The sequence below is a fragment of the Nocardiopsis flavescens genome, from assembly GCF_900141985.1.
In the GTDB taxonomy this organism is placed as follows: Bacteria; Actinomycetota; Actinomycetes; order Streptosporangiales; family Streptosporangiaceae; genus Nocardiopsis; species Nocardiopsis flavescens.
The window spans coordinates 213,455-237,055 of sequence record NZ_FQZK01000012.1 but is presented as its reverse complement, the minus strand read 5'-3'; the positions used below and the strand labels follow the sequence as shown (position 1 = coordinate 237,055).

Sequence of the window (23,601 nt, the reverse complement as noted above, 5' to 3'; positions counted from 1 at the left end):
AACGGCTTGCGGCGCACCTTCTCGGTGAGCTGGCCGCCCTCCTCGTAGCCGACGTACCCGGGCGGGGAGCCGAACAGCCGCGAGACCGTGTGCTTCTCCATGAACTCGGACATGTCCAGCTGGATCAGCGCGTCCTCGTCCCCGAACAGGAACTCGGCCAGGGTCTTGGACAGCTCGGTCTTACCGACACCGGACGGGCCGGCGAAGATGAACGAGCCGCCGGGGCGCTTGGGGTCCTTCAGACCCGCACGCGTGCGCCGGATCGCCTGGGAGAGCGCCTTGATGGCGTCCTCCTGGCCGATGACGCGGCGGTGCAGCTCGTCCTCCATGCGCAGCAGCCGGGAGCTCTCCTCCTCGGTGAGCTTGAAGACCGGGATGCCGGTGGAGGCGGCCAGGACCTCGGCGATGAGCTCCTCGTCGACCTCGGCCACGACGTCCATGTCGCCGGCCTTCCACTCCTTCTCCCGCTGCGCCTTCTTGCCCAGCAGCTGCTTCTCGTCGTCGCGCAGCGAGGCGGCCTTCTCGAAGTCCTGCGCGTCGATCGCGGACTCCTTGTCCCGGCGGACTCCGGCGATCTTCTCGTCGAACTCGCGCAGGTCCGGCGGCGCGGTCATGCGGCGGATGCGCATGCGCGAGCCGGCCTCGTCGATGAGGTCGATCGCCTTGTCCGGCAGGAACCGGTCGCTGATGTAGCGGTCGGCGAGGTTGGCCGCGGCCACCAGGGCGCTGTCGGTGATGGAGACCCGGTGGTGGGCCTCGTACCGGTCGCGCAGGCCCTTGAGGATCTCGATGGCGTGCTTGATGGTCGGCTCGTCCACCTGGATGGGCTGGAAGCGGCGCTCCAGCGCGGCGTCCTTCTCCAGGTACTTGCGGTACTCGTCCAGCGTGGTCGCGCCGATGGTCTGCAGCTCGCCGCGGGCCAGCATGGGCTTGAGGATGGAGGCGGCGTCTATTGCCCCCTCCGCCGCACCCGCACCGACCAGGGTGTGCAGCTCGTCGATGAACAGGATGATGTCGCCCCGGGTGCGGATCTCCTTGAGCACCTTCTTGAGGCGCTCCTCGAAGTCGCCGCGGTAGCGGCTGCCCGCGACCAGGGCGCCCAGGTCCAGCGTGTAGAGCTGCTTGTCCTTGAGCGTCTCGGGGATCTCCCCCTTGACGATCTTCTGGGCCAGGCCCTCGACGACCGCCGTCTTGCCGACGCCGGGCTCGCCGATGAGGACCGGGTTGTTCTTGGTCCTGCGGGACAGGACCTGCATGACCCGCTCGATCTCCTTGTCCCGCCCGATGACCGGGTCGAGCTTGCTCTCCCGCGCGGCCTGCGTCAGGTTGCGGCCGAACTGGTCGAGCACGAGGGAGGTGGAGGGGGTGGACTCGGACGAGCCCGTGGTCGCCTGCGGCTCCTTGCCCTGGTAGCCGTGGAGCAGCTGGATGACCTGCTGGCGGACCCGGTTGAGGTCGGCGCCGAGCTTCACGAGGACCTGGGCGGCGACGCCCTCGCCCTCGCGGATGAGGCCGAGCAGGATGTGCTCGGTCCCGATGTAGTTGTGGCCGAGCTGGAGCGCCTCCCGCAGGGAGAGCTCCAGGACCTTCTTGGCCCGCGGCGTGAAGGGGATGTGCCCCGACGGCGCCTGCTGGCCCTGACCGATGATCTCCTCGACCTGCTGCCGAACCGCTTCGAGGCTGATACCGAGACTTTCCAGAGCCTTGGCGGCGACGCCCTCACCCTCGTGGATGAGGCCGAGCAGGATGTGCTCCGTACCGATGTAGTTGTGGTTGAGCATCCTGGCCTCTTCCTGGGCCAGAACAACCACTCGCCTCGCGCGGTCGGTAAACCTCTCGAACATGTCTCGTCGCTCCTCTACAGAGCGGTCAGGCAGGGTCGGTTCCCACCGACCCGACTCTTCCGCATATAGGCCCCACAGGGATAACCGCCCCGGGGAGCACTGTCGCACCCGTCCGAACCGTTCGACCGGCTGCCGAGCGGACGGACGTCTCCGCCACGATCCGGCCGAAGCCGTCCGTGCCAGAGACTTTCCCCGACGATAGGGCGTTCACCCAACATCCAACTACCGATTGCGGCGTCAGATTTCCCTGTACGCCGAAGGCGAACGACCCGGCACTCCCGTGATGCCGGGAGTGACCGGGTCGTTGCTTGTACAGGCCCTGATAATCGGCTCTCAGCGAACAGGCTCCGTGTTGTTCAGCCGGAAGCGAAATTGCGGAAAAGCGATGCTCGCCGGTCCCGGTCCGGTGCTCTCTCGAGAAGCACCGCGATCGGTCCGAAGCGGTCCGGCGGGTGATCTCCGGACCCGCGCTCCCCCCGTCCTCCGGCTCGCCCCCGTGGGCGGCGGGCCGTGTCGCGTCCTCGCCCGTCGGGCGCCGGACCCCCGTGGCGGGGCGCTGGCCCCCGGACCGGCGTTCCCCGGCCCCCTCGCGCCGCCCCCGTCGCGGCGGGGATCCGCCTGCCGCGCCCGCGGGCCGTTCCACTCGGGATCGGGAACCTCGGTCCTCCCCGGTACCGCCGGTCGAAATTCGATGAAGAACCGACAACATTTCGGCGTACCCGGGGACGGGCGAACTAGCCCTTGATCGCCTCGTATTCGGCGACGATGGCCGCGGGGATACGGCCGCGCTCATTGACGGGCTTGCCCGCGGCCTTCGCCCAGGCGCGAATCTCGGCGCTGCGCTCACGGCTGGGAGCATTCCTGCTGGCGGCGCGGCGGCCGGCCGAGCGGCCCGCCTTCGGCGAAGCCTTGCGGGCTGCATCGACGAACGGAGTAAGTGCCTCACGAAGCTTGGCGGCATTACTCGCACTGAGGTCGATTTCGTACACGGAGCCGTCCAGACCGAACGTGACCGTCTCCTCGGCCTCGCCACCGTCGAGGTCGTCGACCAGGAAAACCTGGACCTTCTGTGCCATGGAATCAAACCTTTCAGAAGAGCGGTGTCTCCACACCTGAATATAAAGCTATCCCGCGGCCCGCAGGAACACAATTGGCGGCGTGCCGGAAATCACCCTGAGACACCGCCGCCCGGCCATGGGGGGATCGGCCGGGGGCCGATGGGGCCGCGTGCCCGCACGCGAAACATCACCGGAACCGGCCTGTGGCGGCCGGTCCGGGGATGTGATCGGTCAAGGACCGTATCAACGGTCGCCGGATTCTTCGCCTTCCGCGCTCCGGACATTCGCCGTCCCGTTCGTCGCGCCGGTCTCCCCGGTCACCCGAGTGTTCTCGTCCGCGGGGCCGGAGGACGCCTGAGCACCCTTGCCGACCAGGCTTCCGTCCATCCGGCGAGGCGCCATCTCACGGCGCAGCACCTTGATGATGAAGTAGCAGAACACGAAGGCGACGACCACCGGAGGGATGAGCGCCGACAATACGTCCAGCAGTCCGGGGGGAAGCACCGATGACAAAAAGTCACCCATCGAAGCGGTCCACCCTTCCTGGTTGTTACTTATTGCAGCAAATACCCGACTCAGTGTCGGGTGACTCCTGGGGGGATGGCGCCCGACGGGACGGGCAAACGCATACCGGACATCATAGACACCGTATCCCCTGCTTTGACCAGGACGGTACCGGGACCCGGCACGGCAAACCGGAGAGCGTCAATACGGGTGCGCTTCGGTGTACCGGCGCGCCGGGCGAAGAGACCGGCCGAGTCGCGGAACCGGCGAAATCGCGAACCTTCCGGCCCCCGCCGAACTCGCCGTCGAACTCGGTACGGCCGCGGCGGCTCCGGTCGCAGGTACACATTACCTCCCCCCTTCCACTTGCATACCACCCGGTGTGCCCAATCGCGGCTTCGTGTCACGGCCCCGGCTTCACCAACCCGGGGACTTTGCGGTGGGCATTGCCGGAACCCGGTCCCAAGAGAGCGTGAAAACCTTTAGCCACCGGTCTTCTCGACCCCGGGGCCGAGGTGTACGAGCATCCGGGTGTTCCCGAGGGTGTTGGGTTTGACGCGCTCCAGATCGAGGAATTCGGCGACACCCTCGTCATAGGAGCGCAGGAGTTCCTCGTACACGCGCGACGACACCGGCGCGCCCTGGATCGGCGCGAAGCCGTGGCGGGCGAAGAACGCCGTCTCGAACGTCAGGCAGAAGACCCGGCGCACGCCCAGGGCGCGGGCGGTGTCGAGGAGGGCGGCGACGATCCGGTGGCCGATACCGAAACCGCGCAGGGAGGGGTCGACCGCGACGGTGCGGACCTCGGCCAGGTCCTCCCACAGGACGTGCAGCGCACCGCAGCCCACCAGCCGCCGTTCCACGCCCCCGCCTGCGGGGCCGCCGTCGGGGCCGGGGTCCCCCGGGTCCGCGCCGACAACGGTCTCGGCCTCGGCGACCCAGAACTCCTGGACGTCCTCGTAGAGGTTGACCGTGCTCTTGGAGAGCACGCGCCGGTCAGCGGTGTAGGTGTCGACGAGTCGGCGGATGTGCGCGACATCGCCGGTGCGGGCGCGCCGCACCTGTACATGACGAACGGGCATAACCGGTCCAGACTATGCCCCCGGGGCCCCGCGGATTCCACCGGCTCGCTCTCGACCGGTGAACGCGGGTGCCCCTGGGCGCCGGGCCGGCATGCCCGTGGTCGGTCCCCGGCCGGGCCGGGGAGAAGGGGTGCGTTCGAAGCGTCAGATCAGCTGGCGCCGGGCGGCCCAGACGACCGCCTCGATCGGGGTGTTGACCCCGAGCACATCGCAGATGTTGCGGATGCGCCGGCGCAGGGTGCGGGCGCTCAGCTCCAGGTGCCGGGCCGCGACCTCGGTGGTGACACCGGTCGCGATCTCGGCGAGGAGCTCGATCTCTTCGTGACTCAGTTCGACCGGCGCGTACGGACCGACGGCGGCTTCGCGCGGGCGGCTCTGCAGGGGCACCACGTTCTCACGGTGCTCCCGGGCCTGCGGCACGCCCTGGTCCTCAACGGTGCGTCGTACGAGTGTGGCCTGTTCCACTCCGTCCTCCCTCATCATGTGAGTGCGGAACATCAACTCGTCACCTGGTGAGATGCGAGTGCGTCGGGCGGGGTTCCGACGCACGGCCCCGTCGTGCGGACGCCTCACAGCGTTCCTCTGGCACAGGAACGGGGGAGTTGTCCGGACACGGGTCACACGACCCCTGATGCGTTGCGGCCTGGGACGGACAGACCGCACCGGTGGGTGCTGCGCGTGCGCGAGGGGCCGGGGGTCCCGGTGCTCCTGGCGCACGCCGCGTTACTCGATCCACTTCGGCGAACTCGCGGGGCTCTGCCCGCTCTCAGCACGCTAGGCGGATGAGTAGATACCGTCAAGGCCAGATAAATCACCATGGGTGACGAGTCCGAAACCTACCGTCGCAACGTCACGGAACGGACACTTCTTTTTCGGCACTGACCTGCGAAAACAATCTTCGTCCACGAAGGAGCTCAAGAAGTCTCCCTCCACGGGAAAAACTTCGCCGCCGCGGCGCCGTCCCCGGGCCGCGGCGGCGGTCCCCGGGGCCGGTCCCCTCCCCGCCGCGGGTGCGACCTGGGCCGGGAACGCCGACGGGGGCGGTACCGCCGGGCACCGGGCCCGGCGTCACCACCCCCGCTTTCGGACATCCCGGTCATCGGGATAAGGCCGCGATCAATGGGGCGCCATGAAAGTCAGGCGTCGTTCCCCTCCGGCTTCACGATCGGGAAAAGAACGGTTTCCCGAATGTTCTTTCCGGTGAACGCCATCAGCAGGCGGTCGACGCCCACGCCCACGCCGCCGGTCGGCGGCATGCCGTACTCCAGGGCGCGCAGGAAGTCCTCGTCGAGCTGCATCGCCTCGGGGTCCCCGTCTGCGGCCATCAGCGACTGCTCGGAGAGGCGGCGGCGCTGCTCGACCGGGTCGACCAGCTCCGAGTAGCCCGTCCCCATCTCCATGCCGAAGCCGATGAGGTCCCACTTCTCGGTGAGCAGCGGGTCCTCGCGGTGCTGGCGGGTGAGCGGGCTGGTCTCCAGCGGGAAGTCGCGCACGAACGTGGGCTGGACGAGCGTGTGCTCCACCAGCTCCTCGAAGACGTGCTCGACCAGCTTGCCCTGGCCCCAGGCCGGGTCGTACTCCACGCCCGCGGCCGAGGCCAGCCGGCGGACCTCCCCGACCGGCGTGCGCGGGTCGACCTGCGCGCCGAGCGCCTCGGACACCGCGCCGTACAGGGTGACCTGCGGCCACTCCCCGCCCAGGTCGTACTCCACGCCGTCGCGCTCGACCACCGTGGTGCCGAACGCGGCGCGCGCCGCCTCCTGGACGAGCTCCCGGGTGATGTCCGCCATGACGTTGTAGTCGGCGTACGCCTGGTAGAACTCCAGCATCGTGAACTCGGGGTTGTGCGTGGAGTCCGCGCCCTCGTTGCGGAAGTTCCGGTTGATCTCGAAGACCTTCTCCAGTCCGCCCACGACCAGCCGCTTCAGCGACAGCTCCGGGGCGATCCGCAGGTACAGGTCCATGTCGTAGGCGTTGATGTGCGTGGTGAACGGCCGCGCCGTGGCTCCGCCGTGCACGCGCATCAGCATCGGGGTCTCGACCTCGATGTAGTCGCGCGCGGTCAGGCCGTCGCGGATCGCGCGGATGGCGGCCGACCGGCGGCGCACCATCTCACGGGACTCGGGGTTGACGATGAGGTCGACGTAGCGCTGGCGGACCCGGGCCTCGGGGTCGGTGAGGCCCTTGTGCTTCTCCGGGAGCGGGCGCAGGCACTTGGCCGTGAGCGTCCAGGAGGTCACCATGACCGACAGCTCGCCGCGGCGGGAGGTGATGACCTCGCCCTCCACGCCCACGTGGTCGCCCAGGTCGACGTCGGCCTTCCAGGCATCCAGGCGCTCCTGGCCGACCTTGTCCAGCGACAGCATGACCTGGATGTCGCCGGTCTCGTCGCGCAGGGTGGCGAAGCACAGCTTCCCGCCGGTGCGGTACAGCATCACGCGGCCGGCGATGGAGACCCCGACCCCGGTGGCGGTGTCCGGCGGCAGGTCGGTGTGTTTCTCACGCACGGCGCCGATCGACGTGGAGCGCTCGAAGACGACGGGGAAGGGGTCGGTCCCCTCCTCGCGCAGGCGGTCCAGTTTCTGGCGCCGAACTCTCATCTGTTCGGGCAGGTCGTCGTAGGTGTCGTCGTGCGTGTGGTTCACACACGCGATCCTACCGGCGCGACACGGCGGGCTCGGCCGCCCCGGCGGCCCGCCGCAACCGGCCACAAGGGTGAAATCGCGCCGCGGGCTCACTACGATCGCACTGCCCTGCCACTGCCCCGGCAGTTCCGCGACACCCCTCAGCAGTGCATCTTCGAGAGACGGAACACATCGGTGAGCGTTGAAGGAAGCACGAAGGCCGTCGTCACGGCCCTGTGCGCGAATCTGGGAATCGCCGCGACGAAGTTCGGCGCCTATCTCCTGACCGGGTCATCGGCGATGCTCGCCGAGTCCATCCACTCGGTCGCCGACTCCAGCAACCAGGGGCTGCTGCTCCTGGGCGGCACGAGGGCCCGGAGGGCCGCGACGAAGGAGCACCCGTTCGGCTACGGGCGCGAGCGCTACATCTACTCCTTCATCGTGGCGATCGTCCTGTTCAGCGTGGGCGGCCTGTTCGCGCTCTACGAGGGCTGGCACAAGATCTCCCACCCCGAGCCGATCACCGCGTGGCGGTGGGTGCCCATCGTGGTCCTGCTGGTGGCGGTCGCGCTGGAGTCCTTCGCGATGCACACCGCGGTCAAGGAGTCGAACGCGGTGCGCGGCAAGGCGACCTGGGTGCAGTTCGTGCGCCGCGCCAAGTCGCCCGAGCTGCCGGTCATCCTCCTGGAAGACGCCGGCGCCCTCCTGGGCCTGGTCTTCGCGCTGGCCGGCGTGAGCCTCACCCTGGTCACGGGCAACGGCGTCTGGGACGGCCTGGGGACCGCGGCCATCGGCCTGCTGCTGGTGGCGATCGCCGTCGTGCTGGCCGTCGAGATGAAGAGCCTGCTCATCGGCGAGTCCGCCACGGACGAGCACGTGCGCGAGATCGAGCGGGCGATCGTGTCCGTCGAGGACATCGACCGCCTCATCCACATGAAGACGCAGCACATCGGCCCGGAGGAACTGCTGGTGGCGGCCAAGGTCGCGGTGGACGCGCAGGACGACGCGAGCCGGGTGACGCGGGCGATCGACCAGGCCGAGGCGCGCATCCGCGAAGCCGTGCCGATCGCCCGGATGATCTACATCGAACCCGATCTGGACCGGTCCGCGGCGGCCCCCGACGCGTCCGGAACCCCCGGGTCCTGACCCCGCCGGGCCCGCCGGCCGCTCCGGCGGCGGGCCCGGGCGGTCACGTGTTGCGCGCGAACACCAGGCGCAGCCCGATGAGGGTCAGCCACGGCTCGTGGACGTCGACGGTCTCGCACTCCCCCACCACCGTGGTGGCCAGCCCCCCGGTGGCGACCACCGTGACGTCGTCGGGGTTGTCGGTGAGTTCGGCGACCATCCGGTCGACGATCCCGTCCACCTGCCCCGCGAACCCGAACACGATCCCCGAGCGCAGCGCCTCGGTGGTGTTCTTGGCGATCGCCGCCCGCGGCTTGACGATCTCCACCATGTGCAGCTGGGCGCCGCGCCGGGACAGGGCGTCCACCGAGATGTCGATGCCGGGGGCGATCGCGCCCCCCACGTACTCGCCCTTGGTGCTCACCGCGTCGAACGTCGTGGCGGTGCCGAAGTCCACCACCACCGCCGGGCCGCCGTACAGGTGGTCGGCGGCCAGCGCGTTGATGATGCGGTCGCTGCCGACCTCCTTGGGGTTGTCCATCCGGATCGGCACGCCCGTCTTGACGCCCGGTTCGACGATGACCGCGGCGACCCCGTCGAAGTGGCGGCGGAACATGTCGCGCATCTCGTGCTGGACCGAGGGCACCGAGCAGCACAGCGCCAGGCCGTCGATGTCGTCCGCACCGCCGTGCGCGCCCCCCTCCAGGAGCCCGCGCAGCACCACCGACCACTCGTCGGCGGTGCGCCGGGTGTCGGTCCCCACTCTCCAGTGTTCGAGCAGGGTCTCGCCCTCGAAGAGACCGAAGACCGTCTCGGAGTTACCGACGTCGATCGCCAGCAGCATGGACCCTCATCCTGGTCGAAGTGTCTTTTAAGGGAATCCTCCCCCAATCCCGGTCTTCACGGATAGCCCGCCGGTGAATGCGGTCACAGGAGATCGAGCGCGATGTCCAGGGCGGGGCTGGAATGGGTGAGGGCGCCGACGGCGAGGTAGTCCACCCCGGTCGCGGCGACGGCGGCGGCGACGTCCAGGGTGAGGCCGCCCGAGGACTCCAGGCGGGCCCGCCCGGCGACCAGGGCGACGGCCTCCTCCAGCTCCGGGACGGTGAAGTTGTCGAGCAGGATCTCCTCGGCGCCCGCCGCCAGGGCCTCCTCGATCTGGTCGATCCGGTCGACCTCGACCTCCAGGGGGACCCCGGGGAAGCGCTCGCGGACCGCGCGCACGGCGGCGCCCACGCCGCCCGCGGCGACCACGTGGTTGTCCTTGATGAGCCCGGCGTCGCCGAGGCCGTAGCGGTGGTTGGCCCCGCCTCCGCAGCGCACGGCGTACTTCTCCAGCGCCCGCAGGCCGGCGTGGGTCTTGCGGCTGTCGCGGATGCGCGCCCCGGTCCCGGCGGCGGCGTCCACCCAGGCGCGGGTGGCGGTGGCGATCCCGGACAGGTGGGTGAGGAGGTTGAGCGCGGTGCGCTCGGCGGTGAGCAGGTCGCGGGTGCGGGCGGTGACCGACATGAGGACGTCGCCGCGCTTGACGGCGTCGCCGTCGGCGGCCGACCGGGTGACCTCCAGGGCGCCGTCGGCCACCAGCCAGAACGCCAGCTCGGCCAGGGGCAGGCCGCTGACGACGCCGTCGGCGCGGGCCACCGCGTGGGCGGTGCGGACCTGGTCGGCGGGGATCGTGGCGACGGTGGTGACGTCGATCCCGGCCCCGCCGGTGAGGTCCTCGGACAGGGCCCGGCGGACCAGGTCCACGTGGGCGCCGTGGGGGGCGGTCCAGGGGAGGGTGAACTCGGCGCGGGCGTCGGGCCGGGGTCCGTCCCCGGCCGTCGGGAACGCGAGGGAGTCCAGCTCCGCGGCGAGTCCGGGCGGCAGCGAGGGGGTCCAGGGTTCGTCGGTGGCCACGGGGGTGTCCCCTTCCAGTCGGACGATCACCGGGCGGACCCGCCAGTGCGGGAGGGGCCCGGTGCGGTCGGCGCGCTGGTGCGCGCCGCGGCTCTCGGTGCGGTGGGCTGCGGCGGCGGCCACGAGGCGGGCCACCGTGAGCAGGTCGGCGGCCTCCCAGGAGGCCGTGTCGGGGGTGACCGGTCCGGTGGACCCGGTGAGGTCCTCCAGCCCGGCGACCAGTGCGGCCAGGCCCTCGCCGGTGCGCAGCACCCCGGCGTGGCGCGACATCAGGGCGCGCAGCCGGGGGACGACGGCCGGGTCGGGCAGGGCCGTCACGTGCGGGGCGGGCTCGCCGGCGGCCGGCACCGGGCCCCGCTCGGCGGCGGTCCGGGCGGCGATGCGCTCGGCGAAGACCAGGCCTTCGAGCAGGGAGTTGGAGGCGAGCCTGTTGGCGCCGTGGACGCCGGTGCGGGCGACCTCGCCGACCGCCCACAGGCCCGGGACGCCGGTGCGGCCGTCGATGTCCACCTCCACTCCGCCGGAGGCGTAGTGGGCGGCGGGGGCGACGGGGACGGGCTCGTTCAGCGGGTCGATGCCGTGCTCGCGGCAGGAGGCGAGGATGGTCGGGAAGCGCCTCTCCCAGACGGCCGCCCCGAAGTGGCGCGCCTCCAGGTACACGTGGTCGACGCCCTGCTCGGCCATGGTCCGGGCGATCGTGCGGGCGACCACGTCTCGGGGCGCCAGGTCGGCGAGCTCGTGGACGCCCTCCATGATCCGCCTCCCCGCGGCGTCCACCAGGTAGGCGCCCTCGCCGCGCAGGGCCTCCGACACCAGCGGCTGGCGTCCGCGGGCCTGCGGGCCCAGCCAGAGCACCGTGGGGTGGAACTGGATGAACTCCAGGTCGCGCAGGCGGGCCCCGGCACGTGCGGCCAGGGCGAGCCCGTCGCCGGTGGAGACCGGCGGGTTGGTGGTGGCGGCGAAGACCTGGCCGAGCCCGCCGGTGGCCAGGACCACGGCCGGGGCCAGGACGGCGCCGACGCCGTCGCGGCTGCCCTCCCCCATCACGTGCAGCGAGATGCCGCCGACCGCGCCGGTGGCGGGGTCGCGCAGGGCGTCCAGCGCCACCGCGTGCTCGATGATCTCGATGCGCTCCTCGGCCAGCACCGCGGCGACCAGCGCCCGCTGGATCTCCGCCCCGGTGGCGTCGCCCCCGGCGTGGGCGATCCGGTCGGCGCGGTGGCCGCCCTCCCGGGTGAGGGAGAGCCCGCCGTCGGCGTCGCGGTCGAACTCGGCGCCCAGGGCGATGAGGCGGCGCAGCGCGCCGGGACCCTCGGTGGCCAGGACGTGGACGGCGTGGGGGTCGGACATCCCGGCTCCGGCCAGGTGGGTGTCGACCATGTGGGCGACCGGGTCGTCCCCGGGGGCGACCGCCGCGGCGATGCCGCCCTGGGCGTAGGCGGTGGAGCCGGTCGAGATCCGGTCCTTGGTGACGAGCACGACCCGCCCGGACCCGGCGTGGCGCAGATGGCCCAGAGCGGTGCTCAGGCCGGCGATACCGGAGCCGACGATGACGAGGTCCGCGGTGACGGTCCAGCCGGGTGCGGGAGCGTCGAGCCTGGTCGGGTGGGGTGTGCTCATGGGGATCTTCTTCCGCGGGGTGCGCAGTGTCTCGGTGCCGGGGGCGGCGTCGGGTGGTTCACAGGGTGAGGGAGGCGTTGTCGATCAGCCGGGTGGAGCCGACCCGGGCGGCCAGGGCGAGCACGGCGTCGCCGCGGTGGCCGTCGGCGGCCTCGGTGAAGGTGGCCGGGTCGACCAGGGCCAGGTAGTCGAGGCGGACGGGGGGCCGCGCCGCGGCGGCCTCCGCCAGCACGGCCGCCGCCGCGGCGCGGACGGCGGCGGCCCCGGCGCCCGCGGCCCCGCGGGCCGCCTCCAGCGAGCGGGACAGGGCCAGCGCCGAGGCGCGCTCGTCGGCGGAGAGGTAGACGTTGCGGCTGGAGGAGGCCAGCCCGTCGGGGTCGCGCAGGATGGGCGCGCCGACGATCTCCACCGGGAGGTCGAGGTCGGCGACCATGCGGCGGACCAGCGCGATCTGCTGGGCGTCCTTCTCCCCGAAGACCGCGAGGTCGGGCCGCACCAGGTGGAAGAGCTTGGCGACCACGGTGAGCACGCCGGTGAAGTGGCCGGGCCGCGAGGCGCCCTCCAGCCGGGAGCCCATCTCCCCCGCCTCGACGGTGACGGCGGGGCGGCCGGCCGGGTACATCGTCCCGGTCGCGGGGGCGAAGACGACGTCCACGCCCTCCCGCGCGCACAGGGCGGTGTCGCCCTCCAGGTCGCGCGGGTAGCGGTCGAAGTCCTCGTCCGGGCCGAACTGGAGGGGGTTGACGAAGATGCTCACGACGACGGTGCGGGCCCGCTCGCGGGCGATCCGCATGAGGCTCAGGTGGCCTTCGTGCAGGGCGCCCATGGTGGGGACCAGGGCGGTGGTCCCGGCGTCGGCGAGGGCGCGGCGCAGCTCGCCGGGCGTGCGCGCCACGAGCGGGGCGGAGCGGTCGGCGGATGAGGTCATGGAGGGCTCCCCTGGGACGGCCGCGGCGCACCGGCGGTGGTCCGGGGCCGCGGCGGTGGTCGGACGGTCAGCGGCGCAGGACGTCGAGGAGCGGTTCGGCGTCCTCGGGCTTGAGCATGCCGGCGTTGATGGCCAGGTCCGCGGTGAGCCTGGCCAGTTCGACGTAGGCGGCGACGCTCTCGGGCGCGTGGGCGCGCAGCTGCCCGATGTGTCCGGCGACGGTCCCGGCGTCGCCGCGCAGGACCGGGCCGCTGAGGCCGTGGATGCCCAGGCGCAGGGCGTTGTCCAGGGAGGCGCTGAGCAGGGGGGCGAGCATCCTGCCGGGTTCGGGGACCCCGGCGGCGGACAGCAGCGCGGCGCTGTCGGCGACGAGGGTGACGAGGTGGTTGGCGCCCCCGGCCAGGGCCGCGTGGTACAGCGTGCGGCGGTCCTCGGCGATCCAGACGGGCTCGGCGCCCATCTCGACCACCAGGGCCTCGGCGATGGGGCGCAGCGGATCGGGTGCGGTGACCCCGAAGGCGCAGTCGGCCAGCCGGGCGACGTCCTCGTCGCGGCCGGTGAAGGTCATGGCCGGGTGCAGGGCCAGCGGCAGCGCGCCGGCGGCGGTGGCGGGGGCCAGCACGCCGTACCCGTGGGCGCCGCTGGCGTGGGCGAGGAGCGTGCCGCGCAGGTCGGCGCCGGTGGCCGCCAGCCCCTCGGCGAGTTCGGCCAGGGCGTCGTCGGGGACGGTGAGCAGGACGAGGTCGGAGGCCTCGACCACGCGGGCGGGCTCCATCAGGCGCGCGGTGGGCAGCCGGTCGGCGACGCGGGCCTTGGAGGCCTCGGAGACGGCCGCGGCGGCGACGACCCTGTGTCCGGCCAGGCCCAGGGCCCGGCCCAGGACCGAGCCGACACGGCCGGGACCGATGACGCCGATCCGCAGCCGGGCGGGACGCCCCTGCGTGGTCTCCATGCCTGTGCCCCCATCGTCGCGCGTGCGTCCGGCCCTCCCCGGCCGTGACGCCTGAGCACACGATAGCCCTCCCCGCCGCCCCGCCCGGCGCCCCGCCCCTGGTCCGGGCGCGGGGTGCGCGCGCACGAGGGGGCGGACCCCGTCGGGCCCGCCCCCGGTCCTGCTTCCCGTGTGCCCCCGCGCGCGGGGCGGCCGGGTCAGTTCTGGATGATGACGCCCGAGTTGTAGCAGGAGGCGAGCGACTGGCCCAGGACGGCGTTGGAGTTGCCGCAGCCCTCGTTCTCGTTCTCGATGCCGTTGATGTAGGCGATGTTGCCGCTGACGTTCGAGCCGTGGCCGGAGGTCCAGGCACCGCCGTACGCCGCCGCCGGTGCCGCGGAGAAGAGGATCCCGGCGGAGGCGAGGACCAGTGCGGCGGTGGCGAGCGTCTTCTTCAGCACTACGCGTTCTCCTTGTCGTGTCCGGGTCGGGGGACCGCCCGGGCTCGTTCCTTCAGTGGCGCCGTGTCCGGCACCGATGCTGAAGTTACCCGCGCACTCCGCGATTTCGACCCCACTGAACTGGGATTATCACGATGGATTTGCGACGCGTCACTTTGAGTGATGGCTTTTCAGGACAAAGGACGGCCAAGTAGCGGACCGAAGAAGCACGAAGCGTCACCATCGGAGCCGATTCAGCACGACTCCAATGCGCATTGCGGTCGGAGGCCTATCCGGGGAGAGGATTCGTGCGCGGGTCCGCGGCGGAGTGCGCGGCCCCGGGCACACGAAAACGCCGCCCCGTCGTCACGGAGCGGCGCTGGAGCAGTCGGCCCGGCCCTGTCGGGAAGGACCCGGCCGGACGTCTCCGACCCGTCCTTCCCGGCTCTCAGGACCGGAAGGCGTTGACCACTAGTTCTTGACGGTGGCGCCGGAGTCCACGCAGTTGGCACCCGCCACACCGAGGATCGCGATCGCGTTGCCGCAGACGTTGATCGGCACGTCCAGGTCGGCGACCAGCTGGTTGCCGCCGAGGATGCTGCCGTTGCCAGAGGTGAAGACGTTGCTGTTGGCCATGGCCGGAGCGCCGGTGAACAGGACGCCCGCGGCGGCGGCGACGATGGCACTGGCGGCGAAAGCCTTCTTCAGCATGTGTTTTCTCCCGTCGGACCGAACGGCGGGGGCGCCGATCGGTCGATAACGTTGACCATGTGTACAACCAAGAACACTCAACGTGTTCAGTCACCATTTAGCCATACTCGGCGGCCATCAGAGGCCAGAACACGCGAGTTTTCCTTGGTCTTGACCTGGAAGAATCACCCATCGTGAGCACCCATGTCGGACATGAGAGCCATTAGTGGAAGCAATTTGTACCGCCAATGTGAGGCACGCCACATCAGCTGTCGGAGGTGTCCTCCGCGCGCGTCATCGTGGCCCGTGTGGCCCACCGCTCGGGCCCCGCGGACGGGACCCGAGCCCGTCGTCCCAGGTCGACCATCGCGTCCAGCATCCGGCGGGCCTCGGCGGCCTCCCGGCCCCGGGCCCGCGCCCGGACCGGCCCCGGCGGGACGCCCACGCCGACCGCCGCCCGGCCGGTGAACCGGGACAGGGGGCCCGCGGTGAGCCGCAGGGCCTGGACGCGCTCCATCGGGACGACCTCCGTCACCCGCAGGAAGAGGCCGGAGACGGTGACAAACAGGTGCTCGTCGACGCCCACCAGCGACCGCGAGCCCTCCCGGCCCGGGACCAGCGGCACGTACGCCACCTCACTCTCCGGGAAGAGCTCGTCGACCAGCGCGTAGGCCCGGCGCCGGGGCGCCACCGGCAGCAGCGTCGCCGAGTCGGCCTGGCGGGCCCCGGCGTACCCCGCCACCGTCGCCTCCACCCGGGCCACGCCCAGCGCCCGCCACAGCAGCGGCTCCACCACGCGCACCGCCTGGACCCGGCCCGGCGGGACCGTCTGCATGCGCCGCTGGAACATCCCGTAGCGCAGCCTCAGCCCGTCGGAGGAGACCGAGGCGTAGTAGTCGGTGTAGCGGGCCAGCGGCCCCAGGAACGACCGGATGAGCCCCAGCGCGAGCGGCACCGCCGCGCCCAGCACCCCGGGTTCGAGGAACATCACCCCGGCGGTCATCATCGCCGCCAGCGCCAGGGAGGCCAGCAGCACCGGCACCCGGAAGGTGAGCGAGCCCAGCAGGAGCAGGAACGGCAGCCGGTAGAACGGCCACTCGGGCGCCTCCGGGGAGCGGCCGGACAGCCCGGCGGCGTGCGCCAGGACCGCGACCCGCATCCGCTCGGCGACCCCGTGGCGCAGGTAGCGCAGGCGGACCGCGCTGTTGTCGCCGCCGGCCAGCTCGATGCGCAGCTCGGCCAGCCCGAACACCTGGCCCAGCAGCGGGCGCACGACGTCGACGGCCTGGAGCCGGCTCAGCGGGATCTCCCGGGAGCCGCGCATGACCAGCCCGCTGTGGACCACCAGGTGGTCCTCGCGCAGGCCGAAGCTGCCGTACCACCAGGAGGGCAGCGTGTACGCGAACGCGCCGAACAGGACGGCGACGGTCAGCGTCACCATCCAGGCGACGCCGAAGATCGTGAGAATGGGGCCGGCCAGCGCCACGAACGCCAGGGTCACGCCCAGGACCCGCACGGGCACCATCAGCCAGTGCGCCCGGTAGACCCCGGTGGTGACGTCCTCCTCCACGCGCCGGGGGGGCGCGGGCGGCTGGCGCTGCCACACCGTCGGGGGCAGCATCACGGGCGGTCCGTACCCGGGCCCCTGCGGGCCGGGCGGGTGGGCGGGTCCGGGCATCCGGTGCGGCGGCCCCGGCGGGACCGGGGGCCCCGCCGGGTGTCCGGGGTATCCGGGGTGACCGGGATGCGCCGCCGGACGGGCCGGCGGCGCGGGCGCCTGCGGGACCGGCACCCCGGGGCCCGGGGGCCGGCCGGGGTCCGGCCGGACCGGGGGCGGCGGCACGGGCGCGGGCGGCGGGCCCTGCGGGGCCGGCGGCGGGTCGGGACGGTCGCGTTCGTGCATCTACAACCCCGTGGAGAACGTCTCGCTGCGGGAGGCCAGCCGGTCGCGCAGGGCCACCGCCTCCAGCAGGGGCAGGCCGACCACGCGCGTGTCGGCGGTGCTGGCGGCGGTGCGGACCCGCACCGTGGCGATTCCCAGCGCCTGTTCGAGCAGGTCGGCGGTGGTGTCCACCACCTGCATGCGACCGTAGGGCACGACCACCAGCTGGCGGACCAGCACGCCGTACGTCAGGTACAGCTCCGTCCGGCCCTCGGTGTACCCCCAGGAGTCCCGGAAGCGGCCGGCCGGGAACCAGCCCGCGGCGAACACGGCCAGGGCCGCCGCGGCCCAGACGGCCGCCCAGACGCGGTCCGCCCACAGGAACAGGAGCAGGGCCCCCAGCAGCCCCGAGCCCAGGCACAGGGCCCCCAGGACCATCCGGCGGTACCAGGCCAGGGCCGGGGACACCCGGCGCCACTCGGAGCCCCCGGGCGCGGCGAAGGCCGCGTCGAGCGGGCGCTCCGGCGCGGGGGGCGGCGGGTTCGGAGGTGTCGGTTCGCTGGTGTCCACGGGCCCAGTCAACCATCCGTCGCCGCTCCCCGTCCGGAGGCGGTCCGGCCGGGGCGTTCAGGCCGCCCCGGGCCGGTCGTCGTCGCGTTCCCCGTCGCCCGGGACGCGGCAGGCGTACTCCAGGTACAGGGCGGCCGCCGCCAGCACGGCCGCGGCCAGCGCGGTGCCCAGCGCGGTCAGGAAGACCTCCCGGTGGACCGGCAGGCCCAGGTTGTCCGCCACCGTCAGCGCCACCCCCGCGCAGAAGCCGCCGAACAGCGCGGCGGCCAGCACGCTCGCCTTGGCCAGGGCGACCAGGCGGGCGGCGCTGAGCGGCGGGATCGGCTCGGTGCCGGCCGCCCGGCGGATCCTGCGGCGGGTCCGCCCCGCGGTGAACGCCTCGGCCAGGGCGAGCAGCAGCAGGGTCGGAACGGCCGTCCACGGCATCGGCGGCAGCCCGGGGAGCACGGACGCGAACAGCGCGCCCAGCAGCACCCCGACCGCTCCGAGCAGCACCGGCGTCCGCCACCCGGTGGGGTGCATCCGGCGCTCGTCGTCCTCGTCGGTCACCGGACACCCCCGGACGGGTCCAGCCGCAGGTCGTCGCGCCGGTACAGCCGCTGGTCCCCCGCGGTGTCCGCGGCCTCCACCGCCGCCAGCAGGTCCGCGACCGGACCGCGCCCCGGCAGCACCGCCCCGGGGTCGGCGTCCAGCCACGGGCGCAGCACGAACGCCCGCAGGTGGGCGCGCGGGTGCGGCAGGGTGAGCACCGGGTCGTCGGAGCGCACGTCGCCGAACGCGACGACGTCCACGTCCAGGGTGCGCGGGCCCCACCGGACCTCGCGCACCCGGTCGAAGGCCCGCTCCGCGGCACGCGCCCGCTCCAGCAGCTCCCGCGGCGTGCCGCCGGTGTCGACGACCACCACCGCGTTGAGGTAGGCCCCCTGTTCGGGGCCGCCCACCGGGGCGGTCTCGTACACCGGGGACAGCGCCGCCGGGGCGGGCGCGCCCGCCCCGGACAGCACGTGCTCCACGCCGCCCCGCAGGGCCCGCCACCGGTCTCCGAGGTTGGAGCCCAGGGCCAGCACCGCGCGGGTCACCGCGCCCCTCCGCTCCCGGACGGGGACGCGTTGGCGCGCACGACCGTCACGGACACGTCCGCGAACTCGTGCCGGATCGGCGCCGACGGCTTGTGCACCGTCAGCTCGACCTCCCGCACCGCCTCGTCGGTCAGGCACTCCGCGGCCAGCCGCTCGGCGAGGGTCTCGATCAGGTCCACCGGCTCCCCGGTGACGATCGCGACCAGCCGGTCGGCGAGCAGCCCGTAGTGGACGGTGTCGGCCACGTCGTCGGAGGCCGCGGCGGGCGCCAGGTCCAGGTGCAGGACGGCGTCCACCACGAAGTCCTGGCCCTCCCGGCGCTCGAAGTCGAACACGCCGTGGTGGCCGCGGGCGCGCAGGCCGCGCAGGGCGATGCGGTCGGAGGTCACTCCCCGTCCTCCTCCTCTTCGTCGTCCTCGCCCATGAGCACCGGCGAGGCGTGGTGCGACCACAGCCGCCACCCCTGGGCCGTGTCGACGAACAGGTTGGTCGTGACGACCTGGCCCCCCGCGATGAACCCGGGGTTGCCGTCCTCGGCGGTGAGCACGTTCTCCTCGCACGTCACCATCGCGATGTCGCCGCCCACCCCGATGTGGGTCTCGGTGAGGACGTACTGGATGTAGGTGACGTTGGCCATGATCAGCGACCAGGCCCGCATGATCTCGGTGCGCCCGCGCAGCAGCGGCCACCCCGGGTTGACGCACACCAGGTCGGGGGCCTCGTGCTCCTCCGCCCAGACGCTGCGCATCAGGTCGATGTCGCCGTTCTCGATGGCGCTGTAGAACTGCGCGTTGGCCTCGGCCACGCGCTCCATGACCTCCTGGCGTGATCTCACCGGCGGCCCCGTCCCCGGCCGTCGTCCTCGAAGCGCCCCTCGTCGAGGGACGCCCCGCCGTCGGCCCAGGCCGCGGCCACCCGGACCGCGTCCGCGCTGGCGCGCACGTCGTGGACCCGCACCGCCCAGGCGCCGCGGTCGGCCGACAGCGTGGTCAGGGCGGAGGTGGCGGCGTCGCATTCGAGGAAGGCGCGGTCCTCCCCCTTGGGCTCGCTGAGCAGCCTGCTCAGGAAGCGCTTGCGGGATCCCGCCACCAGGACGGGACGGCCCAGTTCGTGGAAGCGGTCCAGGTGCCTCAGGAGCGCCCAGTTGTGGGCCTGCTCGGGTCGTTTGGAGAATCCGAGTCCCGGGTCGAGGACGATCTGCCCCGGGTCGACGCCTGCACTGATCATGGCCTCCATACGGTCTCGGAGCTCATCTACGACCTCCTGGACGACATCCGTGTACACGGCACGGCTCTGCATGTCATGACTATGCCCACGCCAGTGCATCAACACGTAGGCGACACCGGAAGCGGCCACGAGTCGCGCCATGGCCGGATCGGCCAGTCCGCCGCTGACGTCGTTGACCAGGACGGCCCCCGCCGCCACGGCGCGTTCGGCGACCTCGGCCCGCATGGTGTCCACGCTGACGGCCGCACCGCGTGCGGCCAGGGCCCTGACCACCGGTTCGACCCGGCGCAGCTCCTCCTCGGCGGTGACGCGCTGGGCCCCCGGACGGGTCGACTCGCCGCCGACGTCGATGATGTCGGCGCCCTCGTCGACCAGCCGAAGCCCGTGCTCGACCGCCCTCTCGGGGTCGAACCAGGATCCGCCGTCGGAGAAGGAATCGGGGGTGACGTTCACGACCCCCATCACCAGGCACCGCCCGCGGTCGGGCAGGCCCGGAAGTGTGTATTTCGGCCCCATGAGGGTCACCCTATTCGTAACGGGAGGGGCCGGGGGCTCACGCCCCCGGCCCCTCCCGGGAAGTTCCCGCCGCCGCGCCGCGCGCGGTCAGCGGCGGTCCAGGATGAGGCTCATGGCCTCCGCCCGGGTGCGGTCGCTGCCGCGGAAGATCCCGCGCACCGCGGAGGTGACGGTCTGGGCACCGGGCTTGCGCACCCCGCGCATGGTCATGCACAGGTGCTCGGCCTCCACGACCACGATCACGCCGCGCGGGTTGAGGTGCTCCATGACGGCGTCGGCCACCTGGCCGGTGAGCCGCTCCTGCACCTGGGGCCGGCGCGCGTAGATGTCGACCAGGCGGGCGAGCTTGCTCAGGCCGGTGATGCGGCCGTCGGAGCCGGGGATGTACCCGACGTGCGCCACCCCGTAGAACGGCACCAGGTGGTGCTCGCAGGTGGAGTACAGCTCGATGTCCTTGACCAGCACCAGCTCCTGGTGGCCGGCCTCGAACACCGTGGTGAGCACGTCGCCGGGCTTCTGCCCCAGGCCGGCGAACTGCTCCTCGTAGGCGCGGGCGACCCGCTCGGGCGTCTCGACCAGGCCGTCGCGGTCGGGGTCCTCGCCGATGGCGATGAGGATCTCGCGGACGGCGCTCTCGATCCGCTCCCGGTCCACCCGTCCGCCGGGGGCCTGCGCCCCGGTCACGTCTGGTCCCCCTCGGTGGGCGCGGAGGCGCCGTTGCCGGTGCCCTGGCCGGTGAACCCGGTGCCGTGCAGGGGGGACCCCGGCTCGGCGCCGTTGGTCTCGGAGCCGCCGGCCTCGGAGCCGTTGGTCTCGGAGCCGTTGAGCATGGCCAGCTCCTTCTTGGACCGCACGGGGGGCAGGTCGGAGGGCTGGCGCTTGCCGTAGCCGGTGTAGGAGCCGCGGATGGGCCGCTTGCCGACCGGGGCGAAGATCTCCAGCACCTGCTCGCGGGTGAGCGTCTCCTTCTCCAGCAGGGCCACCACCAGGGTGTCCAGGACGTCGCGGTGCTCGACCAGGACCTCGTAGGCCTCGTCGTGCGCGGACTCGATGAGCCGGCGGACCTCCTCGTCGATGATCGAGGCGATCTCCTCGGAGTACTCGCGCGCGTGCGACATCTCCCGGCCCAGGAAGGGCTCGTTGCTCCCGGAGCCGAACTTGCGGGCGCCCAGGCGCTCGCTCATGCCGTACTCGGTGACCATGTTGCGGGCCAGGCTGGTGGCCTTGTCGATGTCGTCGCCCGCGCCGGTGGTGGGCTCGTGGAACACCAGCTCCTCGGCGGCGCGTCCGCCCAGCATCATGGCGAGCCGGTCCATCATCTGCGAGCGCGAGGTGAGGAACTTGTCCTCCGTCGGCACGGACATGGTGTAGCCGAGGGCGCGCCCGCGGGGCAGGATCGTGATCTTGTGCACCGGGTCGGCGTGGGGCTGCGCGTGGCCCACCAGGGCGTGGCCGCCCTCGTGGTAGGCGATGATCTTCTTCTCGTGCTCGGACATCACCCGGCTCTTGCGCTCGGGTCCGGCCATGACGCGCTCGATGGCCTCCTCCAGCACCGCGTGGGTGATGGTCTCGCGGCCCGCGCGCGCCGACAGCAGGGCGCCCTCGTTGATGACGTTGGCCAGGTCCGCGCCGGTCATCCCGGCGGTCTGGCGGGCGATGGTGTCGAAGTCGACGTCCTCGGCCATCGGCTTGCCCTTGGCGTGGACCTTGAGGATGTCGCGGCGGCCGTCCATGTCGGGGCGGTCCACGACGATCTGCCGGTCGAAGCGGCCCGGGCGCAGCAGCGCCGGGTCGAGGATGTCGGGCCGGTTGGTGGCCGCGATGAGGATGACCCCGCCCTTGACGTCGAAGCCGTCCATCTCGACCAGCATCTGGTTGAGCGTCTGCTCGCGCTCGTCGTGGCCGCCGCCCATGCCGGCGCCACGGTGGCGGCCGACGGCGTCGATCTCGTCGATGAAGATGATCGCGGGGGCGTTGGCCTTGGCCTGCTCGAACAGGTCGCGCACGCGCGAGGCGCCCACACCGACGAACATCTCGACGAAGTCCGAGCCGGAGATGGAGTAGAACGGCACCCCGGCCTCGCCGGCGACGGCGCGGGCGAGCAGGGTCTTGCCGGTTCCGGGCGGGCCGAACAGCAGCACGCCCTTGGGGATCTTGGCGCCCATCGCCTGGAACTTGGCCGGGTTCTGGAGGAACTCCTTGATCTCCTGGAGCTCCTCGATGGCCTCGTCCGCGCCGGCGACGTCGGAGAAGGTGTTCTTGGGCGTGTCCTTGGTGATGAGCTTGGCCTTGGACTTGCCGAAGTTCATCACGCGGGAGCCGCCGCCCTGCATCTGGCTGAAGACGAACCAGAAGATGGCGATGATGAGCAGGATCGGCAGGAAGCTGAAGAGCGCCGTGGTCCACAGCGGGGTCGTCGCGACGGAGACCTCGTAGCCCTGGAGCTCGGTGCCCTCCTCGTCCAGCGAGGCCTGGAGCATGTCGGCGAGCTGCAGGCCCTGGCCGGCCACCCAGTACGCCTCGAAGATCTCGTCGTCGACCGTGGTCAGCACGATGCGCTGGTCACGGTCGATGATCTCGGCGTTGTCCACCTGGTTCTGCTCGATGAGCCGGTGGACCGTCGAGATGTCGGCCTCTTCGGGCTGCGGCTCCCCGCCCAGGTCGAACACGTTGAAAACGAGGAGGAGCATGGCGAGAACGGCCAGTATCCATATCCACGGGCCGCGGAAAAAGCGCTTCAGATTCATGTGAGCGGAACCCCGTCGGGTCCGTCCCTCCTGACCAGGCCGCCCGCACCGGAGGACTTTCCGAGGCAGGACCTCTTATCGGACACGTGCGTTCCCCGCGAATACGCCGGGATCGAATCGACGGTACACCTCGCCCCGTCGAACGGGCACACCGCTCCGGCGTGCCGGGCGGGGGCCGTCATGAGAGCAACGACCGCGCCCCCGCCGCTTGTTCCCCGACCCCGGTCTAGTGCTCGTAGACGTGCGGGGCGAGGGTGCCGATGAACGGCAGGTTGCGGTACTTCTCGGCGTAGTCCAGCCCGTAGCCGATGATGAACTCGTTGGGCAGGTCGAAGCCGATGTACTTGACGGGGAGGTCGACCTCGAACGCCAGCGGCTTGCGCACCATGGTGCAGACCTCGACCGAGCGGGGGCCGCGCGACTTGAGGTTGCCCACCAGCCACGACAGGGTCAGGCCCGAGTCGATGACGTCCTCGACGATCAGGACGTCGCGGTCCTTGATGTCGGTCTCTAGGTCCTTGAGGATGCGGACCACGCCGGAGGAGGTGGTCCCGGCCCCGTAGGAGGACACCGCCATCCAGTCCATCGAGACGGGCGTGTGCAGCACCCGGGCCAGGTCCGCCATGACCATGACGGCGCCCTTGAGGACGCCGACGATCAGGAGGTCCCTGCCCGCGTAGTCGGCGTCGATGCGTTCTCCCAGCTCGGCCAGGCGCGCCCTGATCTCTTCCTCGGTGACCAGGACCTTCTCCAGGTCCCTGCCCATGTCCTTAGCGTCCACGCTCACTGTCCTCGCTGCTGGGTTCCCCGTTTGCGGCAACCAGGATAAACGTGC

Annotated in this window: 23 protein-coding genes; 1 reads left to right on the top strand and 22 read right to left on the bottom strand. The window is 72.0% G+C overall.

Annotated features, from left to right (window positions below):
- From BUE45_RS20045 to lysX, 6 genes are all read right to left on the bottom strand, one after another.
- On the bottom strand, positions 1 to 1,844 hold a 1,844-nt coding region (locus tag BUE45_RS20045; RefSeq protein ID WP_073380914.1), incomplete at its 3' end, for an ATP-dependent Clp protease ATP-binding subunit.
- A 734-nt stretch (positions 1,845 to 2,578) separates the two neighbouring features.
- Entirely contained in the window at positions 2,579 to 2,920 is a 342-nt protein-coding gene (locus BUE45_RS20040) for a histone-like nucleoid-structuring protein Lsr2 (protein ID WP_073380889.1), read from the bottom strand.
- A gap of 225 nt (positions 2,921 to 3,145) precedes the next feature.
- On the bottom strand, positions 3,146 to 3,427 hold the full coding sequence (locus tag BUE45_RS20035) for a hypothetical protein (RefSeq protein ID WP_073380888.1): 282 nt from the start codon (positions 3,425 to 3,427) through the stop codon (positions 3,146 to 3,148).
- 461 nt (positions 3,428 to 3,888) lie between these two features.
- Positions 3,889 to 4,488 carry an amino-acid N-acetyltransferase gene (locus BUE45_RS20030; protein WP_073380887.1) on the bottom strand — a complete coding sequence of 200 codons (600 nt, stop codon included), beginning with the start codon at positions 4,486 to 4,488 and terminating at the stop codon, positions 3,889 to 3,891.
- Positions 4,489 to 4,632: 144 nt separating this feature from the next.
- On the bottom strand, positions 4,633 to 4,953 hold the full coding sequence (locus BUE45_RS20025) for a LuxR C-terminal-related transcriptional regulator (RefSeq protein ID WP_073380886.1): 321 nt from the start codon (positions 4,951 to 4,953) through the stop codon (positions 4,633 to 4,635).
- A 671-nt stretch (positions 4,954 to 5,624) separates the two neighbouring features.
- Positions 5,625 to 7,133, bottom strand: a complete 1,509-nt coding sequence (lysX, locus tag BUE45_RS20020; RefSeq protein WP_073380885.1) for a bifunctional lysylphosphatidylglycerol synthetase/lysine--tRNA ligase LysX — start codon at positions 7,131 to 7,133, stop codon at positions 5,625 to 5,627.
- A gap of 174 nt (positions 7,134 to 7,307) precedes the next feature.
- Between lysX and BUE45_RS20015 the strand changes: the two genes are divergently transcribed.
- On the top strand, positions 7,308 to 8,258 hold the full coding sequence (locus BUE45_RS20015; protein ID WP_073380884.1) for a cation diffusion facilitator family transporter: 951 nt from the start codon (positions 7,308 to 7,310) through the stop codon (positions 8,256 to 8,258).
- Between the two features lie 43 nt (positions 8,259 to 8,301).
- On the opposite strand, the gene BUE45_RS20010 is transcribed toward BUE45_RS20015, so the two are convergent.
- The 16 genes from BUE45_RS20010 to hpt all read right to left on the bottom strand — a co-directional run bounded on the left by BUE45_RS20010 (position 8,302) and on the right by hpt (position 23,547).
- Positions 8,302 to 9,081 carry a type III pantothenate kinase gene (locus tag BUE45_RS20010; protein ID WP_073380883.1) on the bottom strand — a complete coding sequence of 260 codons (780 nt, stop codon included), beginning with the start codon at positions 9,079 to 9,081 and terminating at the stop codon, positions 8,302 to 8,304.
- Positions 9,082 to 9,164: 83 nt separating this feature from the next.
- Positions 9,165 to 11,756, bottom strand: a complete 2,592-nt coding sequence (locus tag BUE45_RS20005) for an L-aspartate oxidase (RefSeq protein WP_073380882.1) — start codon at positions 11,754 to 11,756, stop codon at positions 9,165 to 9,167.
- A gap of 58 nt (positions 11,757 to 11,814) precedes the next feature.
- Positions 11,815 to 12,684: a pantoate--beta-alanine ligase gene (panC, locus tag BUE45_RS20000; RefSeq protein ID WP_073380881.1), complete on the bottom strand. Its 870-nt coding sequence runs from the start codon at positions 12,682 to 12,684 to the stop codon at positions 11,815 to 11,817.
- 67 nt (positions 12,685 to 12,751) lie between these two features.
- Positions 12,752 to 13,636, bottom strand: coding sequence for a Rossmann-like and DUF2520 domain-containing protein (locus BUE45_RS19995; RefSeq protein ID WP_073380880.1), 885 nt, complete (start codon positions 13,634 to 13,636; stop codon positions 12,752 to 12,754).
- 197 nt (positions 13,637 to 13,833) lie between these two features.
- Positions 13,834 to 14,076 (bottom strand): hypothetical protein, encoded by a 243-nt coding sequence (locus BUE45_RS19990; RefSeq protein ID WP_073380879.1) that lies wholly within the window; start codon positions 14,074 to 14,076, stop codon positions 13,834 to 13,836.
- Positions 14,077 to 14,526: 450 nt separating this feature from the next.
- Positions 14,527 to 14,766 carry a chaplin family protein gene (locus tag BUE45_RS19985; protein ID WP_073380878.1) on the bottom strand — a complete coding sequence of 80 codons (240 nt, stop codon included), beginning with the start codon at positions 14,764 to 14,766 and terminating at the stop codon, positions 14,527 to 14,529.
- 244 nt (positions 14,767 to 15,010) lie between these two features.
- Positions 15,011 to 16,366, bottom strand: coding sequence for a PH domain-containing protein (locus BUE45_RS19980; protein WP_073380877.1), 1,356 nt, complete (start codon positions 16,364 to 16,366; stop codon positions 15,011 to 15,013).
- A 282-nt stretch (positions 16,367 to 16,648) separates the two neighbouring features.
- Positions 16,649 to 17,095, bottom strand: coding sequence for a PH domain-containing protein (locus BUE45_RS19975; RefSeq protein WP_073380913.1), 447 nt, complete (start codon positions 17,093 to 17,095; stop codon positions 16,649 to 16,651).
- Positions 17,096 to 17,254: 159 nt separating this feature from the next.
- Entirely contained in the window at positions 17,255 to 17,719 is a 465-nt protein-coding gene (locus BUE45_RS19970) for a DUF3180 domain-containing protein (protein ID WP_073380912.1), read from the bottom strand.
- Between the two features lie 23 nt (positions 17,720 to 17,742).
- The gene (folK, locus tag BUE45_RS19965; RefSeq protein ID WP_073380876.1) at positions 17,743 to 18,276 is read right to left on the bottom strand and encodes a 2-amino-4-hydroxy-6-hydroxymethyldihydropteridine diphosphokinase; all 534 of its coding nucleotides are present in this window, start codon (positions 18,274 to 18,276) and stop codon (positions 17,743 to 17,745) included.
- Entirely contained in the window at positions 18,273 to 18,665 is a 393-nt protein-coding gene (folB, locus tag BUE45_RS19960; RefSeq protein WP_073380875.1) for a dihydroneopterin aldolase, read from the bottom strand. The genes folK and folB overlap by 4 nt, the downstream gene beginning before the upstream one ends.
- Positions 18,662 to 19,111 carry a nuclear transport factor 2 family protein gene (locus BUE45_RS19955; RefSeq protein ID WP_073380874.1) on the bottom strand — a complete coding sequence of 150 codons (450 nt, stop codon included), beginning with the start codon at positions 19,109 to 19,111 and terminating at the stop codon, positions 18,662 to 18,664. The genes folB and BUE45_RS19955 overlap by 4 nt, the downstream gene beginning before the upstream one ends.
- The gene (folP, locus tag BUE45_RS19950) at positions 19,108 to 20,019 is read right to left on the bottom strand and encodes a dihydropteroate synthase (protein ID WP_378664379.1); all 912 of its coding nucleotides are present in this window, start codon (positions 20,017 to 20,019) and stop codon (positions 19,108 to 19,110) included. Before folP ends, BUE45_RS19955 begins: the two co-directional genes overlap by 4 nt.
- An 87-nt stretch (positions 20,020 to 20,106) precedes the next feature.
- Positions 20,107 to 20,673, bottom strand: a complete 567-nt coding sequence (gene folE / locus BUE45_RS19945; protein WP_073380911.1) for a GTP cyclohydrolase I FolE — start codon at positions 20,671 to 20,673, stop codon at positions 20,107 to 20,109.
- 26 nt (positions 20,674 to 20,699) lie between these two features.
- The gene (gene ftsH / locus BUE45_RS19940; RefSeq protein ID WP_073380872.1) at positions 20,700 to 22,766 is read right to left on the bottom strand and encodes an ATP-dependent zinc metalloprotease FtsH; all 2,067 of its coding nucleotides are present in this window, start codon (positions 22,764 to 22,766) and stop codon (positions 20,700 to 20,702) included.
- Between the two features lie 226 nt (positions 22,767 to 22,992).
- Complete coding sequence (hpt, locus tag BUE45_RS19935; protein WP_178378586.1) at positions 22,993 to 23,547, bottom strand: hypoxanthine phosphoribosyltransferase; 555 nt, start codon at positions 23,545 to 23,547, stop codon at positions 22,993 to 22,995.
- Positions 23,548 to 23,601: the final 54 nt, after the last annotated feature.

What these genes read in the sequence shown, in the direction of transcription:
- BUE45_RS20040 (WP_073380889.1), bottom strand. Translation starts at nt 2,920, where the DNA reads ATGGCACAGAAGGTCCAGGTTTTCCTGGTCGACGACCTCGACGGTGGC.
- BUE45_RS20035 (WP_073380888.1), bottom strand. Translation starts at nt 3,427, where the DNA reads ATGGGTGACTTTTTGTCATCGGTGCTTCCCCCCGGACTGCTGGACGTA.
- BUE45_RS20030 (WP_073380887.1), bottom strand. Translation starts at nt 4,488, where the DNA reads ATGCCCGTTCGTCATGTACAGGTGCGGCGCGCCCGCACCGGCGATGTC.
- BUE45_RS20010 (WP_073380883.1), bottom strand. Translation starts at nt 9,081, where the DNA reads ATGCTGCTGGCGATCGACGTCGGTAACTCCGAGACGGTCTTCGGTCTC.
- BUE45_RS20005 (WP_073380882.1), bottom strand. Translation starts at nt 11,756, where the DNA reads ATGAGCACACCCCACCCGACCAGGCTCGACGCTCCCGCACCCGGCTGG.
- panC (WP_073380881.1), bottom strand. Translation starts at nt 12,684, where the DNA reads ATGACCTCATCCGCCGACCGCTCCGCCCCGCTCGTGGCGCGCACGCCC.
- BUE45_RS19995 (WP_073380880.1), bottom strand. Translation starts at nt 13,636, where the DNA reads ATGGAGACCACGCAGGGGCGTCCCGCCCGGCTGCGGATCGGCGTCATC.
- BUE45_RS19985 (WP_073380878.1), bottom strand. Translation starts at nt 14,766, where the DNA reads ATGCTGAAGAAGGCTTTCGCCGCCAGTGCCATCGTCGCCGCCGCCGCG.
- BUE45_RS19980 (WP_073380877.1), bottom strand. Translation starts at nt 16,366, where the DNA reads ATGCTGCCCCCGACGGTGTGGCAGCGCCAGCCGCCCGCGCCCCCCCGG.
- BUE45_RS19970 (WP_073380912.1), bottom strand. Translation starts at nt 17,719, where the DNA reads ATGCACCCCACCGGGTGGCGGACGCCGGTGCTGCTCGGAGCGGTCGGG.
- folP (WP_378664379.1), bottom strand. Translation starts at nt 20,019, where the DNA reads ATGGGGCCGAAATACACACTTCCGGGCCTGCCCGACCGCGGGCGGTGC.
- ftsH (WP_073380872.1), bottom strand. Translation starts at nt 22,766, where the DNA reads ATGAATCTGAAGCGCTTTTTCCGCGGCCCGTGGATATGGATACTGGCC.